This window comes from Stutzerimonas kunmingensis, from assembly GCF_021432085.1.
GTDB lineage: Bacteria > Pseudomonadota > Gammaproteobacteria > Pseudomonadales > Pseudomonadaceae > Stutzerimonas.
On the sequence record NZ_CP090366.1, the window covers coordinates 570,842 to 588,388 of the forward strand.

General features: G+C 64.4%; 17 protein-coding genes. 6 read left to right on the forward strand and 11 right to left on the reverse strand.

Annotated elements, in window-relative coordinates:
* Positions 1-17: 17 nt before the first annotated feature.
* Positions 18-860 (reverse strand): ion transporter, encoded by an 843-nt coding sequence (locus LW136_RS02620; RefSeq protein WP_191121479.1) that lies wholly within the window; start codon positions 858-860, stop codon positions 18-20.
* Between the two features lie 523 nt (positions 861-1,383).
* On the opposite strand from LW136_RS02620, the gene LW136_RS02625 reads away from it, so the two are divergent.
* The 3 genes from LW136_RS02625 to LW136_RS02635 all read left to right on the forward strand — a co-directional run bounded on the left by LW136_RS02625 (position 1,384) and on the right by LW136_RS02635 (position 4,916).
* Positions 1,384-2,895, forward strand: a complete 1,512-nt coding sequence (locus LW136_RS02625; protein WP_234174593.1) for a succinate CoA transferase — start codon at positions 1,384-1,386, stop codon at positions 2,893-2,895.
* 221 nt (positions 2,896-3,116) lie between these two features.
* Complete coding sequence (gene amn, locus LW136_RS02630; RefSeq protein WP_234174594.1) at positions 3,117-4,592, forward strand: AMP nucleosidase; 1,476 nt, start codon at positions 3,117-3,119, stop codon at positions 4,590-4,592.
* A gap of 81 nt (positions 4,593-4,673) precedes the next feature.
* The gene (locus LW136_RS02635; protein ID WP_014818983.1) at positions 4,674-4,916 is read left to right on the forward strand and encodes a DUF2789 domain-containing protein; all 243 of its coding nucleotides are present in this window, start codon (positions 4,674-4,676) and stop codon (positions 4,914-4,916) included.
* Between the two features lie 15 nt (positions 4,917-4,931).
* On the opposite strand, the gene LW136_RS02640 is transcribed toward LW136_RS02635, so the two are convergent.
* The 5 genes from LW136_RS02640 to LW136_RS02660 all read right to left on the reverse strand — a co-directional run bounded on the left by LW136_RS02640 (position 4,932) and on the right by LW136_RS02660 (position 8,394).
* Positions 4,932-5,504 (reverse strand): HupE/UreJ family protein, encoded by a 573-nt coding sequence (locus tag LW136_RS02640; protein WP_234174595.1) that lies wholly within the window; start codon positions 5,502-5,504, stop codon positions 4,932-4,934.
* Between the two features lie 76 nt (positions 5,505-5,580).
* A complete protein-coding gene (gene ureG / locus LW136_RS02645) occupies positions 5,581-6,195 on the reverse strand; it encodes an urease accessory protein UreG (RefSeq protein WP_014818985.1) in 615 nt (204 codons plus the stop codon).
* Between the two features lie 360 nt (positions 6,196-6,555).
* A complete protein-coding gene (locus tag LW136_RS02650; RefSeq protein WP_234174596.1) occupies positions 6,556-7,248 on the reverse strand; it encodes an urease accessory protein UreF in 693 nt (230 codons plus the stop codon).
* The gene (gene ureE / locus LW136_RS02655; protein ID WP_234174597.1) at positions 7,245-7,745 is read right to left on the reverse strand and encodes an urease accessory protein UreE; all 501 of its coding nucleotides are present in this window, start codon (positions 7,743-7,745) and stop codon (positions 7,245-7,247) included. Before ureE ends, LW136_RS02650 begins: the two co-directional genes overlap by 4 nt.
* Positions 7,746-7,908: 163 nt before the next feature.
* Entirely contained in the window at positions 7,909-8,394 is a 486-nt protein-coding gene (locus LW136_RS02660) for a GNAT family N-acetyltransferase (RefSeq protein WP_041015919.1), read from the reverse strand.
* A 266-nt stretch (positions 8,395-8,660) separates the two neighbouring features.
* Between LW136_RS02660 and LW136_RS02665 the strand changes: the two genes are divergently transcribed.
* Both LW136_RS02665 and LW136_RS02670 read left to right on the forward strand, forming a co-directional pair.
* On the forward strand, positions 8,661-9,527 hold the full coding sequence (locus LW136_RS02665) for a DMT family transporter (RefSeq protein ID WP_102820810.1): 867 nt from the start codon (positions 8,661-8,663) through the stop codon (positions 9,525-9,527).
* Positions 9,528-9,633: 106 nt separating this feature from the next.
* Entirely contained in the window at positions 9,634-10,497 is an 864-nt protein-coding gene (locus LW136_RS02670) for an isocitrate lyase/PEP mutase family protein (protein WP_003301755.1), read from the forward strand.
* A gap of 7 nt (positions 10,498-10,504) precedes the next feature.
* Here the strand turns inward: LW136_RS02670 and LW136_RS02675 are convergent, their stop codons facing one another.
* Positions 10,505-11,230, reverse strand: coding sequence for a TorF family putative porin (locus tag LW136_RS02675; RefSeq protein WP_234174598.1), 726 nt, complete (start codon positions 11,228-11,230; stop codon positions 10,505-10,507).
* Between the two features lie 202 nt (positions 11,231-11,432).
* Between LW136_RS02675 and LW136_RS02680 the strand changes: the two genes are divergently transcribed.
* A complete protein-coding gene (locus LW136_RS02680) occupies positions 11,433-11,699 on the forward strand; it encodes a DksA/TraR family C4-type zinc finger protein (protein ID WP_003301757.1) in 267 nt (88 codons plus the stop codon).
* On the opposite strand, the gene LW136_RS02685 is transcribed toward LW136_RS02680, so the two are convergent.
* The 4 genes from LW136_RS02685 to ureC all read right to left on the reverse strand — a co-directional run bounded on the left by LW136_RS02685 (position 11,700) and on the right by ureC (position 17,541).
* A complete protein-coding gene (locus tag LW136_RS02685; RefSeq protein ID WP_234174599.1) occupies positions 11,700-12,881 on the reverse strand; it encodes a GAF domain-containing sensor histidine kinase in 1,182 nt (393 codons plus the stop codon).
* A 69-nt stretch (positions 12,882-12,950) separates the two neighbouring features.
* Positions 12,951-14,423 (reverse strand): NCS1 family nucleobase:cation symporter-1, encoded by a 1,473-nt coding sequence (locus LW136_RS02690; protein ID WP_234174600.1) that lies wholly within the window; start codon positions 14,421-14,423, stop codon positions 12,951-12,953.
* A gap of 328 nt (positions 14,424-14,751) precedes the next feature.
* Positions 14,752-15,480 (reverse strand): hypothetical protein, encoded by a 729-nt coding sequence (locus LW136_RS02695; RefSeq protein ID WP_014818994.1) that lies wholly within the window; start codon positions 15,478-15,480, stop codon positions 14,752-14,754.
* Between the two features lie 360 nt (positions 15,481-15,840).
* A complete protein-coding gene (ureC, locus tag LW136_RS02700) occupies positions 15,841-17,541 on the reverse strand; it encodes an urease subunit alpha (protein WP_234174601.1) in 1,701 nt (566 codons plus the stop codon).
* Positions 17,542-17,547 lie beyond the last annotated feature (6 nt).

Consider the following 17,547-nt stretch of genomic DNA (forward strand, 5'->3'; position numbering starts at 1 on the left):
TGGCAGGGTTGCGTCGCCTAGCGGCGCGCCTGCCCGCGTAGCAGGTCCTTGAGCTCGGCGATTTCCCCACGCAGAGCGCGGACCTCTTCATGCAGGTCGGCCTCGATGTGCTCGCGCGCCGCCTCGATGCTCGCCTGGGTGGCTTCGTGCTCCGCATCGGTAACCGTCTGCATCGCGTTGACGATGATGGCGATGAACAGGTTGAGCATGGTGAAGGTGGCAATCAGGATGAACGGGATGAAGAACACCCAGGCGTAGGGGAATACGTCCATCAGCGGGCGCACGATGCCCATCGACCAGCTTTCCAGCGTCATCACCTGGAATAGCGTGTACACCGAACGGCCGAGGTTGCCGAACCACTCGGGGAAGTCGGCGCCGAACAGCCCGGTGGCGATCACCGCGGAAACGTAGAAGACCAGCGCCAGCACCATGGCAATCGAGCCCAGGCCGGGAATGGCCGACAGCAGCGCGCCGACCACACGACGCATCGACGGCACCATGGTGACCATGCGCATCACCCGCAGTACGCGCAGGGCGCGCAGAACGCTGAACGGGCCGCTGGCGGGCACCAGCGCGATGGCCACCACGGTGAAATCGAACAGGCGCCAGGGATCACGGAAAAACGCCGCGCGATGAACGTAGATGCGCGCTGCGATTTCCACCACGAATACGCCGAGGATCAACATGTCGAGCACTCTGAGCAGCTCGCCCCAGCTGGCCACCAGTGCCGGCGAGGTCTGCATGCCGAGGATGGCCGCGTTGATCACGATCAGCAGCAGAATGCTGCGCTGAACGGCTGGCTGCTCGATGACCTGTTGCAGTCGACGACGAGTGCTCGTTTCCACGGGTGTTGCCTGCATGATGCCTACCTGTCCGTTTCGATCATCGCCCTGCCCGCGACCGTGGGGCTACCGTTGAATACAGTCGGGCGGGCGCGAGTATGGTGGCGAAGAACAGAGCGGGGAAGTGACGGCGGTGCCCGGTTCGTTACCGGGTTTGACAGCGTTCAGGCGGCACCTTGAGCGCGGCGACAGCCTTGGTGGCCCGGTTTAACCGCGTGAAGTGCGGCCTGCGAGCGCCTCGCCGCCGGCCGGTCGCGGTTGCGTTGGGCGTCGATACCGGCTATGACCTCTCCTGTGCGGCGGCCTGCTAGTACCTTTGTATAACAGCCAAACGAGCTGGTGCTCCTAGAATGGGGCGAGCGACTACGTTACGGGGTTGCAAGTGCCGCATGATTTTTTGAGGTTCCGATATTGAGCGGCAAAAGACATGGGCGCTTTGTCTCCGGACATCAAGTGGCCGTCTCCCTGCCTCGTCAGGCCTGGCGAATTTCTTTGCAGAGCCTTCACGGACGAGCATTCGATGAGTTTCTGAGGTGAGTTCATGGCAACCGATCTAAACAAGTACATCCGCAACGCAGCGTTTCTCGACAAGGTCGTCTCGGCAGAAGAGGCCGCGTCGTGGATCGAGGACGGCATGACGCTGGGCATGAGCGGCTTCACCCTGTTCGGGGAGCCGAAGGTGTTTCCGAAGGCACTGTCCGAACGCGGCCAGCGCGAGAAATTCAAGGTCAACCTGTTCACCGGCGCGTCCATGGGCCCGGCAGCCGACCAGTCGATGGCCGAAGCCGGCATCATCAACAAGCGCATTCCGTATCAGGGCAACGCGGTGCAGCGCAAGAAGATCAACGCCGGCGAGGTGCTCTACATCGATCAGCACCTGTCGCACACCGCCGAGTCGCTGCGTCAGGGCGTGCTGCCGCAGGTCGACTACGCCATCATCGAGGCGGCGGCGATCACTGAGGACGGCCAGATCATCCCGACCGGTTCGGTCGGTAACTCGCCGATCTTCGTGCAGAACGCCAAGCACGTGATCATCGAGCTGAACACCTCTGCTCCGCGCGAGTACGAAGGCATGCACGACATCTACATCCCCGGCCCGGCCGGCGAGGATTCGCGCAAGGACATCCCGGTCTACAACGTCAGCAAGCGCATCGGCTCGATCGGTATCCCGGTCGATCCGGCCAAGGTGCGCGGCATCGTGCTGTCCAGCGAGCCGGACATTCCTTCCCCGCTGTTCGAGCCGAACGCCGAAACCCAGAAGATCGCCGACAACCTGCTGGACTTCCTGCGTGAAGAAGTGCGGCTGGGACGCCTGACCAACAGCCTGGCTCCATTGCAGTCCGGTGTGGGTTCGGTGGCCAACGCGGTGCTGGCCGGCATGAAGACTTCCGAGTTCAAGGACCTGACCGTCGCTTCCGAAGTGCTTCAGGACGGCGTTTTCGACCTGATCGACGCCGGAGTGGTGAAGTTCGCCGCCGCCACCGCCTTCTCCCTGTCGAAGAAGCGCGTGGACAACCTGGCCTCTGACCTCGCCAAGTACGCCGGCAAGGTGGTGTTCCGTCCGCAGGAGATCTCCAATCATCCGGAAGTGATCCGCCGGCTGGGGATCATCTCCTTCAACACTGCGCTGGAAGCCGACATCTACGGCAACGTGAACTCCACGCACGTCAACGGCACCCACATGATGAATGGTATCGGCGGCTCGGGTGACTTCGCCCGCAACGCACGTATCAGCATCTTCGTGACGACCTCGACGGCGAAGGACGGCAAGATCTCCTCCATAGTACCGTTCGTTACGCATGTGGATCACACCAACCACGACGTCGACGTGATCATCACCGAGCAGGGCTATGCCGATCTGCGCGGGCTGGCGCCCGTCGAGGCGGCGGCGCGAATCATCAACAACTGCATGCACCCGGATTACCGGGCCCAGGCGCTCGCCTACCTCGAAGAGGCGAAGCAGCGTGGCGGCCACACCCCGCACGTGCTGGAAAAAGCCTTCTCCTGGCATGCCAACTTCGCCAAGAACGGCACCATGCTGCTGGACAAGTAATCGGTAGGAGCCTGTGCGGCTGATGCAGCAATGCATCGGCGGCGGGCTCGAAGCGGTACCCGAATCCGACGTCAGGCTCTGGCGTCGGATTTTTTTTCGCCGATGACGGCGCACATTTCCAGCGCGCCGGCGTCTCGGATGTGGCTCTAACCGCTCGGCTGCGTATACATCCGTCACCAAATGCAGCCAAGATAGGCCCGTGTGTTAAGCCAGGATGAGCCATGACTTCCAACGAATCCAGAACCTTCACCGTCGCCACCTGCGCTGAGGAGGCGGTCGACAAGCTGGCCGAGCTGCACGCGCAGGCCACAGCGGCGCTCAACCAGGCGCTCAAACGCTACGTCACCAGCCGTACCGAGCCGAGCCTGCAGGAACGCAGTCTGTTCCGTTACCCGCAGCTGCGCCTGACCTACGAGTGCCACGGCGAAGTGCCGGCCTCGACCCGCGCCTATGCCAAGGTGCAGGCGCCTGGGGTGTACAGCGTCACCGTGACCCACCCGGCCGCCTTCCGCGCCTACCTGCTCGATCAGCTGAAGCCGCTGATTCAGGACTTCAACGTCACCGTTGAGGTCGGCATGAGCGACCGCAACATTCCCTATCCCTACGTGATCGAGCAGGGTGACGAGCTGGCCGGCACCGGCGTGACTGCCGCCGAGCTGGCACGGGTTTTCCCCAGCACCGACCTGTCGGCGGCCACCGACGACATCGCCGACGGGCTCTACGACTGGGAGCACGCCGATCCCTATCCGCTGGCGCTGTTCGACGGCGCGCGGGTGGATTTCTCGCTGCGTCGACTGGTGCACTACACCGGCAGTGACTGGCGCCACGTGCAGCCATGGATTCTGCTGACCAACTACCACCGCTACGTCGACCAGTTCATCCGCCACGGCCTGGACATGCTGCGCGACGAAACCCGCTTCGTGCGCATGGTGCTACCGGGCAACGTGGTTATCGAGCGCGGCATGGAAGAGGGCGAGGCGCAGGCGATCATCGGTGGCGTGATGTGGCACCGCTACCAGATGCCGGCCTATCACCTGATCGCCGAGGACGGCCACGGCATCACCCTGGTCAACATCGGCGTCGGTCCGTCCAATGCGAAGAACATCACCGACCACCTCGCCGTGCTGCGCCCGCACTGCTGGCTGATGATTGGTCACTGCGGCGGGCTGCGGCAGTCGCAATCCATCGGCGACTACGTGCTGGCCCACGCCTACATGCGCCGCGATGGCATCCTCGATCGCGTGCTGCCGCCGCACATCCCCCTGCCTGCACTGGCCGAGGTGCAGCAGGCGCTGCAGGATGCCGCCGCGACGGTCACCGGCGAACAGGGCGAAGCGTTGAAGAAGCGCCTGCGTACCGGCACCGTGCTGACCTATGACGACCGCAACTGGGAGCTGCGCTGGGCGCAGGAACGGCCGCTGATCAACCTGTCGCGCGCGGTAGCGGTGGACATGGAAAGCGGCACCATCGCCGCCCAGGGCTACCGCCTGCGGGTGCCGTACGGCACCTTGCTCTGCGTATCGGACAAGCCGCTGCACAGCGAGATCAAGCTGCCGGGCTCGGCCAATGCGTTCTACGAGCGGGCCGTGACCCAGCACCTGAAAATCGGCATCACCGCACTGGAACTGCTGCGGAGCCAGCTCAACTCGCTGCATTCGCGCAAGCTACGCAGCTTTGACGAGCCGCCGTTCCGCTGAATCAGCATGCGCTGCCGGCGCTTTCGTGGGAATGGACGATACTCACATCGTTCATTCCCGCGTCCGCACCGGAGGTTCAACATGGAACAGTCGATCCACGCCTTCCATAATCTGTTCGAGCAATTGGGCCTGCCCAACGATGATGTCTCGATCAGGCGCTTTATCGAAACCCACTCACCCCTGGCCGAAGACGTTTATCTGGCCGATGCGTCGTTCTGGACGCCAGCCCAGGCGGCTTTCCTGCGCGAGGAAATCCTCGAGGATGCCGACTGGGCCGAAGTGGTCGATCGCCTCAATGTCGCGCTGCGACGGCGCTACCACTGAGGCATGGCCTGGTTCTCAGCTGGCTAGCAACCAGGCACCGGTTAGTGCCGAAGCGGCGCCGGCGATACGCACCAGCGGCGCGGCCGCTTGCGGCAGGTAGTGCACCAGTGCATAGCCGATTGCATGCAGGGCCGCTGTAGCAGCAACGAAGCCGGCGGCATAACCCCACGGGCTGGACAGCTCTGGCAGTTCCAGGCCGTGGGCGACGCCGTGGCTGGCGGCGAACAGGGCGGTCAGCGCTGCGGCGACGACCAGCGGCGGGCGTACCGCCAGTGCCACCAGCAGGCCCAGCGCCAGGACCGAGCCAGCGATGCCGGTTTCCATCAGCGGCATTTCGATTCCGGCGAAGCCGGCCAGGCCGCCGAGCAGCATGGTCGCGACGAAGGTCATCGGCAGCGCCCAGCGCGCCTTGCCAGTCTGCTGGGCAGCCCATAGACCCACCGCGAGCATGGCCAGCAGATGGTCGAGACCGAAGATCGGGTGGGTGATACCGGACACCACTCCGGCATGGTCATGCCCAGGGTGAGCCAGGGCCAGCGCAGGGCTGAGCAGCAGGGCGGAGGTGACTAGGATTTTCTGTACGTTCATGCGAGTTCCTCTGATTGCAAGGCTGAGAGCTGGACCGAGAAGCTGGCACTCGGTCGATTTCCGTTGATGGGCGAGGTCACGCGGCGCTGAGCATTCCCTGTTTCTCGATAAAGGCGATGATTTCCTCGAGACCCTGGCCGACCTTCTGGTTGCTGAAGACGAACGGCCGCTCGCCGCGCATCTTGCGGGCGTCGCGATCCATCACCTCCAGCGAGGCACCGACCATGGGCGCCAGGTCGATCTTGTTGATCACCAGCAGGTCGGACTTGCAGATGCCCGGCCCGCCCTTGCGCGGCAGCTTGTCGCCGGCGGAGACGTCGATCACGTAGATGGTCAGGTCCGACAGCTCCGGGCTGAAGGTCGCCGAGAGGTTGTCGCCGCCGGACTCGACGATGATCAGGTCCAGGCCGGGAAAGCGCCGGTTGAGCTGCTCCACGGCCTCGAGGTTGATCGAGGCGTCCTCGCGAATCGCCGTATGCGGGCAGCCGCCGGTTTCCACACCGATGATGCGCTCGGGTGCCAGGGCTTCGTTACGCACGAGGAACTGGGCGTCTTCCTGGGTGTAGATGTCGTTGGTCACCACGGCGAGGTTGTAGCGGTCGCGCAGGGCCTGGCACAGGGCGAGGGTCAGGGCGGTCTTGCCGGAACCGACCGGCCCGCCAATGCCGACGCGCAGGGGTTGGGTGTTCATGGGTGGTCTCCTCTGGAAGGCAGTGAGGCTGCCTCGGGGTTGATGCGAAGGGCGTGCCGCTGCCGATTTGGGCAGGCATGGGATTCGTTGGCTGAGTGTGGTGATCGTGCCGCGAGAGCCGTGAAGGCCAGGGATGGCCCTTGCGCGGCGACCCTCGGAGCAGCGATGAAACGAGGGAAGTCGAGCGCAGCGAGGCCCGGATGCAGAGGCAAGACTTTTTGGTTCCTTTTGGGGGGCCGGCCATCCGGGCGATTGCCAAAAGGAACTTGCCCAGCAGGGCGAAACCTAAGCCATCCGCCGTTGGCGCTGTCGAGCCGGCCGCCGCAAAAGGTGCCGCCAGCACCCACGTGCCAACACCTCTCATGACCTAAACAACCGACTGTACTGCCGCTCATGCGCCATGCTGGTCAGAACCAACCCGAACGGCGCGCTGCCCCAGGCCGCTTCCGGCAGTTCGCTGGCCTCCCGCTGCGCCTGGCTCAAGACCGACACCAGCTGCGAGGTCAAGCGTTGCGCCGCCTGCTGCCCCAGCGGCAGTGTCTTCATTAGCACCGCCAGCTGGTTTTCCAGCCAGCCCCACAACCAGGCGGCGAGAGCATCGGCGGGCGTGATCCGCCAGGCGCGGGCGGCCAGTGCCCAGGCAAGGGCCAGACCGGGCTCGTCGACAGCGGCCAGGCAGTCACGCGCTGGCTGGTCGAGTTCCGGCAGGCCGTCGAGCAGCTGCGTCAGGGAATAGCCCATCTGCCGGCTTTCCAGCTGCAGTTCGCGGGTTTCGCGGCTGGCGCGGTGCCCGGCGGCGAGCTGTAACAGGCGCGGCCAGTTGTCCTGTGCCGCTGCTTCGCAATGTGCGAGCAGCAGCGGCGCCTCGAAGCGCGCGAGGTTGAGCAGCAGTTGATCCTCCAGCCAACGCCGAGCGCTGTCGGAGTCGTTCACCCAGCCGTTTTCCACCGCCATTTCCAGGCCCTGGGAATAGCTGTAGCCGCCGATCGGCAGCTGCGGACTGGCTAGCCGGAGCAGCGCCCAGGCCGAGCCGGGAGCGGCCGTCGCGTTCACGTCCGTACGCCGAACTGGTGCAGGCGCGGCGCGTAGCTGAACTCTGCCTCACCCGCGTGGGAATGGTGATGACCTCCGCCGTAGGCGCCATGCTCTGGCTGGAAGGGCGCCTCGATGTGTTCGACGCCGGCGCCCAGCTGCAACAGCATGTCCTTGAGCACGTAGTCGTCGAGCAGCCGCAGCCAGCCATCGCCAACCTGCAGGGCGACATGGCGGTTGCCCAGGTGATAGGCCGCGCGGGTCAGTTCGAAAGCGCTGGCGCAGGTGACGTGCAGCAGTTGCTCGGGCCGAGCATGTACGCGCACGACACGGCCATCACCGGCGAGCAGGCATTCGCCATCGTGCAGCGGCGGCTGGCCGCGTTCGAGAAACAGGCCGACATCCTCGCCGCTGGTACTGAAGCAGCGCAGGCGACTCTTGCTGCGCGCGTCGTAGGTCAGTTCGAGTTCGGCCTGCCACTCGGGGCGGGCGTCGATGCGTTGGCGAATCACCAGCATGAGCAGAGTTCCGGTCGGATCGTTTCCGGAACAAGAGCAAGTGGCTTGCCAACCGGCCCCATGTATCGCGATCGCGGCGCCTTTCGGGCATGCGTGCCTGATAATGGGGCTTTGAGCGCACCGTCATAGTGCGCCTGTCGGGGTCGGGTAAGGTGCGTGCGCCTTACTGGTGCAGGTCGCGCACCATGTACACGGCGGGGATCTGGTAGCTGGCCAGGTTGCCGGCCTGCGGCGGGTCGAGTTCGTCGTGGGCTTCGTAGCCCAGACGCGACCAGAAACCGGTGGAGTCCTGCACCGACACCAGTGCCGAATAGCGCAGCTGTGCGGCGCCGGCCTGTTGCAGGTTATGCCGCACCAGTGCCGGGCCGATGCCGCGGCCGGCGGCCCGTCCGGCCACGGCCAGGTCATGCAGGTAAAGGCAATCGGCTTCGCCGTCGGTGCAGAACTCCCCGTCCAGCGGCGTCACTTTACCCAGTCGTGAGTGGTAGGCGAACAGATAGGCGCACACCCCCTCGTCATCCTCGGCCACCCACGCCAACTGCGGAAATGTCGCCAGACGTGAACGGATCACCGCCTCGTCTTCCAGGACCTCGGCGGCATAGGATTCTTCCTGGATCGCCAGGACGGCAGGGATATCGCGTTCCTGCATCGCTCTCAACTGGTACATCACGGCTACACTCGAACGCCGCGAAACGCCGCGCGGCTCGGCAAAAAGCCGGCGATCATACGCGAAATGCCAGCGTTCCGCTTGCCGCCGGGCGGCGCGTCCGGGCTCAGTCAGCGCACGTAGCGGAACGGACAGGGCGGTGACGCCAGCGTCCTGGCTGGGCTGAATGGTTTCAGCTGATTGGTGCAGCGGTGCGACAAGATGACAGGCATAATGGTTAGCCTGCTAACAAGTGGCTGAGGCCTGCGTTGAACGATCACCATCACCCGCTCTACGGCGTTCTGCTGATATTGCTGTCGGGCCTGTTGCTGGCCAGTCATGACGGGCTGGCCAAACACCTCTCGGAAATCTACCCGGTGTTTCTGGTCATCTGGGCCCGTTACGTCGCGCAGACGGTGCTGATGACCGCGCTGTTCGTGCCGCGCATGGGCCAGCGCGTGTTTCGCACCCTGCGCCCGTGGCCACAGTTGCTGCGCGGGTTGAGCCTGGTCAGCGTGAGCCTGCTGTTCATCAACGGCCTGCATTTCATCCCGCTGGCCGAGGCCACCGCGGTGATCTTTCTGACACCGGTGCTGGTGACCATCGCTTCGGCGCTGCTGGGCGAGCGGGTCAGCCGCAGTCAGTGGCTGGCCGTGGGCTTCGGTCTGCTCGGGGTGGTGATCATCGTGCGCCCCGGTTCGGCGCTGTTCACGCCGGCGGTGCTGTTGCCCTTCGGCGCGGCGCTGTCGTTCACTGTGTATCAGCTGGTGACCCGGCGCCTGGCCGGTACCGACCACCCGGTGACCAGCAACTACCTGACCAGCCTGGTCGGCTGTGTGACCTTGAGCGTGCTGGTGGTCTTCAACTGGCGTACGCCAACGCTGCACGACGCGCTGCTGATGGGCGCGCTCGGTGGCATGGCGATGCTCGGTCACCTGCTGCTGACCAATGCCTTCCGCTTCGCCAGCGCGGCGACGCTGGCGCCGTTTACCTACGGGCAGATCGTGTTCGCCGGGGTGGTCGGCTATGTCGCCTTCGATCACGCGCCGGATGCCGGGGCGCTGATCGGTATGGCGGTGATCATCGCCAGCGGCCTGTGCATGGCCTATGTGCAGCGCCGCCAGGGGCCGGCCTAGGGATAAACAGCGAAAATGTGCCATTCGGCCGACCAGGCAGCTTCTCAACAACACTGAAATGAAAAGACAGGGCGAATCGACCCTTGCGTGCACCCATGGAGCCTATATGCCGCGACTCTCTCATCACGACCTGCGCCGCAACTTTCGCGAGCTGCTGAACGCCGACCGCTGCTTCCACACCGCCTCGGTGTTCGACCCGATGTCCGCGCGCATCGCCGCCGACCTCGGTTTCGAAGTGGGCATCCTCGGCGGCTCGGTGGCCTCGCTGCAGGTCCTCGCCGCGCCGGACTTCAACCTCATCACCTTGAGCGAGTTCGTCGAGCAGGCCACGCGTATCTGCCGCGTCGCTCAGCTGCCGGTACTGGCCGACGCCGACCATGGCTACGGCAACGCGCTGAACGTGATGCGCACCGTCTCCGAACTGGAGCGCGCCGGGATTTCCGCGCTGACCATCGAGGACACCCTGCTGCCGCCCAAATTCGGCCGCCGCTCCACCGACCTCATCGGCATGTTCGAGGCGGTCGGTAAGATCCGCGCGGCGCTGGAGGCGCGGGTCGATCCGGAAATGGCCATCATCGGCCGGACGAATGCCGGCGTGATCGGCTTCGAGGAAGTCATCGCCCGCGCCCAGGCCTACGAGAAGGCCGGCGCCGATGCGATCTGCCTGGTCGGCATCGAAGATTTCGACCACCTGGAGAGCATCGCCAGCCAGCTCAGCAAGCCGCTGATGCTGGTCACCTACGGCAACCCCAACCTGCGCGACAACGCGCGGCTGGCGGCGCTCGGCGTGCGCATCGTGGTCAACGGCCACGCGGCCTACTTCGCGGCGATCAAGGCGACCTACGACTGCCTGCGCGAGCAGCGCCAGGTCGATGCGCTGGACCTGAACGCTTCGCAGCTGTCGGTCAAGTACTCCACCGCGGACGAGTACGTCGTCTGGGCCGAGGAGTACATGCAGGTCAAGGAATGAGGCGCGCTCAGAACAGCTGACGCTCGGCGCGGAAGGTGAGCAGCCCGTCGCAACGCGGGTTCTGTCCCGAGTAGGCGCTGCACGCCTGGCCGCTCAGGCTGGAGTCGCTGTAGGACAGGTTCAGCTGCAGGCCCAGCCAGGGCCGCGAGAGGTCGAGCGACCAGTCGCTGAACAGGTCCACGCTGTCGCCACCGCCGAGATAATGCGGTGCGGCCAGCGCGTGGCTTGAGTACTTCACGCGGACGCCGACGGCGAAAGGCGTCACCGTGCCCAGGTCCAGATAAAGCGTGCTGTCGGTACGCCCGGCGGCGCTGTTCAGCGCCGCGCCGAGGCGCCGGTCGCCCAGCGTCAGGCCACCGTAGTATTCGTGACGATCCCATTCGGGCAGTTCCGGAAAGCTGTAGCGCATCAGGCCGATCTCGTAGCCGAGTTGGTCATGATCGTTCTGCTGCACATAGCCGAGATAGGAATTCACCTCGAGTTGCCTTCCGTCGACCAATCCGACGCTGGGGGACCACTGCCCGACATACAGCCCGCTGGCATGGGTGAGATCGAGTCCGCCATGGAATGCATTGCCGGTGCTCGGTTGCACCAGCCCCTGAGCCATGCTGCGGGCGGGCTCGGTGCTCAGCTTGAGGTCGAAGGTGCCCAGTTCGCGCTCAAGCACCTGTGGTTCGCTGGCGCAGCCCCCTGCCAGGAGCAGGCTGGTTATGATCGGTAAGATGCGCTTCATGCTGGCTGCCCTGCCGGTTCGCAAATGCCCGAGGCGCTGAGCCGTCGGCGTGAACCGGGGCAGGATAGGCGACTGTGCCGCTCGGGCAGCGCCATCCGTCGATTGCCCGGAGTCATTCGATGGGCGGTATCGCCTGGGGTGAGCATCCGCCCGCGCAATGACTCCAAAGCAGAACAGCATTGAGCCGATGCGGGAGGTGAGCATGGCTACAGGTTGGGCAGGTGACGGTGCCGTCCAGGAGCAGATCGACAGTACCGTCGAAGACGCAGTGCAGCGCGCCCGCAGCAAGCTCGCCCGCGGCGAGAGCCTCAAGCATTGCGAGGAGTGCGGCGCGGCCATTCCCGAAGCGCGGCGCCAGGCAGTGCCCGGCGTCAGGCTGTGCATCAAGTGCCAGGCCGAGCAGGACAAGGAAGACGCCAGGTTCAGCGGCTACAACCGCCGTGGCAGCAAGGACAGCCAGCTGCGTTGATCAGGCGCGCCGCAGCGGCATGCGGAAGGTGAAGGTGGTACCGGCTTCGGCGCTGGAGGTTACCCGCATGCCGCCGCCATGGGCTTTGGCCACCTGATCGACGATGAACAGCCCGAGCCCAAGCCCGTTGCGCGAGGTGTCGTCTTCCTGGGAATAGGCATGGAACAGTTGTTCTAGCCGTTCAGCTGGGATCGGTGTGCCGCGGTTGTGTACCAATAGCTGGAAATGCCCGTCGACTATTTCGGCTTTCACGATTACCGGGCCGGTACTGGCGCCATGGTGCAGCGCGTTGGTGATCAGGTTGGCCAGCAGTTGGGCGATCCGGTCCGGGTCGCACTCGAACACCGGCAGCTCCGGCAGCTGGTCAAGCAACACCCGGCGTGGATAGGCGGTACGCAGCTCGTTGACCACCTGCGATAGAACAAGATGCAAGTTGGCCGAGGCCGTCCAGTTCAGCGGTATGCCATTGCCCAGCTGGCCGCGGGCGAAATCCAGCAGATCATCGACCATGCGCGAGGCGCGTTGACTGGACGTGCGTACATGCTCGGCGAGTCGTTGCGTATCGGGTTCCGTAGAGCGCCGGACTAACAGATCGCTAGCCGCCTGGATCGAGGCCAGTGGGGTGCGCAGATCATGGCCGAGCAGGGCGATGAACTGCTCGCGCTGGTGGCCGGTGGTGCGCTCGTTGGCCAACGCCGCACGCGTGGCCTGCTGCTGCTCCTCGGCTTCGATCTGCAGCGTCAGCAGGCGTGCGAAGGATTCGAACATCGCCCGTGTTGCAGGGCTGGAGAGGTCGCGTGGCTCCGGGTCGAGCGCACAGAGCGTGCCGAAGAAACTGCCGTCGGCGCGCAGCACCGGCACCGAGATATAGCTTTCGAAGCCGTACATCTGCGGTGTGTGATGCTTGCAGTAGTCGGGGTCCGCGCTCACCTGGCTGATGATAATCGGCTGCTGCGAAGCGTGGATTTCGCTGCACAGCGTGGTGGTCACGTCGAGTTCACCGCCAACCTTCAGGCCGAACTCGATGCGGTCGAGCACGGCGCAGGCCGTCCAGGAATTTTCGGTAACCCGAGCGACCGCAGCGAAGCGCAATCCGGTTGTTTCGCTGACGACTTGCAGGATGGCCGGGACGGCGCTGATGCGCTGGACGGTGAGCAGGTCGTCGAGGATGGATCGCACCATCTGCAGGCCCTGAGCGACGTAAAAAAGGCCGGCCACTTTAACATGGCCGACCTCTGCAGCAGGCGCCGGTCAGCCGAGCGGAGCGGGTTGCCCCGCCCGAGCGAGCAGCGACTGGTTGCGCATCAACCCGTAGTGCAGCACCCCGCCGAACAGCGCGCCCAGCAGCCAGGCGAAGCCGGACAGATTTTCCAGCCCAGGCACCCACACCGAGGCCACCGAAAACAGCGCGCTGACGCCGAAGGCGATCATCGCCTTGCGGTTCCAGCCGGCATTGAAGTGGTAGATCCCGCTGCGCTCGGTGGAGAACAGCTGCTGCAGGTCCAGATGCTGGCGGCGAACCAGGTAATAGTCGGCGACGATGATGCCGTAAAGCGGCGCCAGCACCGCGCCCAGCGTGTCGACGAAGGCGGCAATACCCACCTCGCTGATGAAGGCCACCCACAGCGCGCCGATGAAGAAGGCGATGGCCGCGGTAATGAAACCGCCGGTACGCGCGCTGATCCTGGCCGGTGCCAGGTTGGCGATGTCGTAGGCCGGCGGGATGAAGTTGGCGACCAGGTTGATGCCGACCGTGGCGGCAAAGAAGGTGATGGCGGCCACCACTGTCAGGGTCACGTTGTCGATGCGCGCGACGATGTCGGTGGGGTTGGTCAGCGTTTCGCCGAACACCACCACGGTCCCGGCGGTGATCACCAGCGCGATCAGCGAGAAGATCGCCAGGCTCACCGGCAGACCGAGGAAGTTGCCGATGCGCATCTGCCGTTCGCTCTTCACGAAACGGGCGAAGTCGCCGTAGTTGATCACCACGGCGGCGAAGTAGGCGACCATGGTGCCGACCACCGCGGCGAACGCGGCGATCGGTCCGCCAGCGTGCTCTCCGCTGCCGCTGAAGATGTCGCCGAGGGCGCCGAGCAGACTCGGGCCGGCCTGATACCAGATGGCTATCATCAGTACGATCATCACCAAGTAGACAAGCGGGCCGGCCCAGTTGAGAAAGCGCGTTACCCAGTCGACGCCACGGACGAACAGCGCCACCTGGAACACGCAGACGATCACGTAGGCGGCCCAGTCGATGGCGGTCAGGCCGAGCAGCGTGGCGGCCTGTGGCTCGCTGCCGAGCAGTGTCCGCAGCAACAGGGCCACCGCGGTCGAGGCGAAATAGGTCTGCACGCCGTACCAGAAGATCGCGACGATGCCGCGTACCACCGCCGGGAAATTCGCGCCGCGTACCCCCATGCTCGCCCGCGCCATCACCGGGAACGGAATGCCGTACTTCACGCTGGGCTTGCCGGTGAGCTGCACCAGGCCCATGACGATGAAACCGGCCAGCACGATGCCCGCCAAGACCGCCCAGCCATTGAGGCCGTAACTGATGAACAGCGTGGCTGCGAGGGTGTAGCCGAACAGGCTCTGGATGTCGTTGGACCACACATTGAAGATCTCGAACCAGCCCCATTTGCGCTCAGCCGGGGCAAGTGGCGCGAGATCGGCGTTGTACAGGCTGGGATCGATCTGCTTGATCTGGAAATCGTCATGGTTCATGGGAGGGCGCTCTGAGCAAGACTGTGGATTTTTTGTATGCAGTTCTTGTTCCGCGTAAGGCAGAGCTCGCGAATTGATCGGCTGTGGCGCAGCGCGCTGTGTCGCCAACCCCTGGATTCTAGGCCCTCTCAGACAGTTCGCCTGGATTTTTTGTATACAGAAAGGGTGGCGAGTTTAGGCGGGTAGAGTGCAAAGCCCTGTCTGTGGATGCGCCGCTCGAGAGCCTGAGGTGCGTGCAGTGCACCAGCAGGGTGCTTTCCGATGGCACATAAAAAAGCCAGGCCTGCGTGGGGCCTGGCTTTCCGACCGAATCGGCCGATGGACGCGATTACTGCTGGGTAACGATCGCGGTGTTGTTGCTGCCGGTCTGGCTGACGCTGGCGTAGTCGGCAAAGCCTGCCTGGGTCACGGTCGCGAAGTTGTCGGCGCCGGTCTGCAGCAGCACGGCCTGGCTGGAATCGCCGAACTGATCGACCAGCGCGAGGTTGCCGTCGCCCTGCTGCTCCAGGTCGACGGAGTTGCCGATTCCGGCCTGATCGATATCGGCCACGTTCATGTTGCCAGTCTGGATGAGATCGACGATGCCTTCCTGGCCGCTCTGGGAGATCAGTGCTTCGTTGCCCTCCCCGAACTGATCGACAATGGTGCTGTTGTACGCGCCGTCCTGGATCAGCACCACATCGTTGCTCACGCCGTCCTGGGTCACGTCGGCGCTGTTGGCAAAGCCGGCCTGCTCGACGATCGTGCTGTTGTCCCGGTCGTACTGACTGATGAACACCTCGCCCTCGACGCCGGTTTGAATGACATCGGCCTGGTGCAAGGCACCCTGCTGAGTCACCTCAGAAAAGTTGTCCTGGCCGAGCTGGGTGGTCGTGGCGCTGTTCTGCTGCGAAGCGCCGGTCTGATAAATGTACGAAGCCTGGCCGACGCCTTCCTGGTAGACATCGGCGATCTGGTCAACACCGTTTTGCTCGATAACCGCTTCACTGCTGGCCGCAATAGCCTGGGTGGCAGAGACGGCGAGGACAGCAGCGAAAAGCGCGTTGGTTTTGAACATCGATTGTTTCTCCGTAGGATTCAGTCAATCGCGCCGCTGGTTTTTCAGCTGACGCGGTTACCCGAAATCGCCCGCTTTCCCCTCGAACGCGACACCGGCAATGCCTCCCGCCAGCCACGGTAGCCGGTGGTCGCTGCGCATCCATGCATCCCTGGGTAGAGCGTTGCGCTTGGGTTGTCAGACGGTAATTCCATGCCCGACTTTCCCAATCCATCGAACGGTTGATTCACTCGCGAACCGACGAAGTGCAGCGCGAGCATCGACCTTGTGGCGATGGTCAAAACGCGCGCTGGGTGGAAGGCAATTGGCCCTCCGTCCCGGCGCGCTGTCGATCAGAGCAGGCCGATCAGAACCGGTCGATCAGAACAAAAAGTAGCGCTGCGCCATCGGCAGCACCTCGGCCGGTTCGCACCAGAGCAACTGCCCATCCGCGCGCACCTGATAGTTCTGCGGGTCGACCTGGATGTCCGGCGTGTAGTCGTTGTGGATCAGGTCCTTCTTCTGCACCGAGCGGCAGCCCTTTACCACGCCGATTTTCTTCTTCAGTCCCAGCTGCTCCGGTACGCCAGCGTCGAAGGCTGCCTGGCTGATGAAGGTAAAGCTCGACGCATGCAGCGAGCCGCCGAAGCTGGCGAACATCGGCCGGTAGTGCACCGGCTGCGGCGTCGGGATCGAGGCGTTGGCGTCGCCCATCAGGCTGGCAGCGATGGCGCCGCCCTTGAGGATCAGGCTCGGCTTGACGCCGAAGAACGCCGGGCGCCAGAGTACCAGATCGGCCCACTTGCCGACTTCGATCGAGCCCACCTCGTGGCTGACGCCGTGGGTAATCGCCGGGTTGATGGTGTACTTGGCGATGTAGCGTTTGGCGCGGAAGTTGTCGTTGCCCGCGCCGTCGCCGGGCAGGGCGCCGCGCTGCTTCTTCATTTTGTCCGCCGTCTGCCAGGTGCGGGTGATCACCTCGCCAACGCGGCCCATGGCCTGGCTGTCGGAGCTGATCATCGAGAACGCGCCGAGATCATGCAGGATGTCTTCGGCGGCGATGGTCTCGCGGCGGATGCGGCTCTCGGCGAAGGCCACATCCTCGGCGATGCTCGGGTCGAGGTGGTGGCAGACCATGAGCATGTCCAGGTGCTCGTCGATGGTGTTGCGGGTGAACGGCCGGGTCGGATTGGTCGAACTGGGCAACACGTTGGCGAAGCCGCAGGCCTTGATGATGTCCGGCGCGTGGCCGCCACCGGCGCCCTCGGTGTGATAGGTGTGGATGGTGCGGCCCTTGAACGCGCCGAGGGTCGTCTCGACGAAGCCGGATTCGTTCAGCGTGTCGGTATGGATCGCCACCTGCACGTCGTACTGGTCCGCCACGTTCAGGCAGTTGTCGATGGCCGCCGGGGTGGTGCCCCAGTCTTCGTGCAGCTTGAGGCCGATGGCGCCGGCTTTGACCTGTTCGATAAGCGGTTCGGGCAGCGAGGCGTTGCCCTTGCCGGTGAAGCCGATGTTCATCGGGAAGGCATCGGCGGCCTTGAGCATCATCGCCATGTGCCAGGGGCCGGGTGTCACCGTGGTGGCGTTGGTACCGGTGGCCGGTCCCGTGCCGCCGCCGATCATGGTGGTAACGCCGCTCATCAAGGCTTCTTCGATCTGCTGCGGGCAGATGAAGTGGATATGCGAGTCGATGCCGCCGGCGGTGAGGATCATGCCTTCCCCTGCGATGACTTCCGTCGCGGCGCCGATGGCGATGGTCACGTCCGGCTGGATGTCCGGGTTGCCGGCCTTGCCGATGGCGGCGATGCGGCCATCCTTGAGGCCGACGTCAGCCTTGACGATGCCCCAGTGGTCGAGGATCAGCGCATTGGTGATCAGCGTGTCGACCACGTCGGCGGCGCACAGCTGGCCCTGGCCCATGCCGTCACGGATCACCTTGCCGCCGCCGAACTTCACTTCCTCGCCGTAAGTGGTGAAGTCCTTTTCGACCTCGATCCATAGCTCGGTATCGGCCAGGCGTACCTTGTCGCCGACGGTGGGGCCGAACATATCGGCGTAGGCTTGTCTGCTGATCTTCATCGGGGC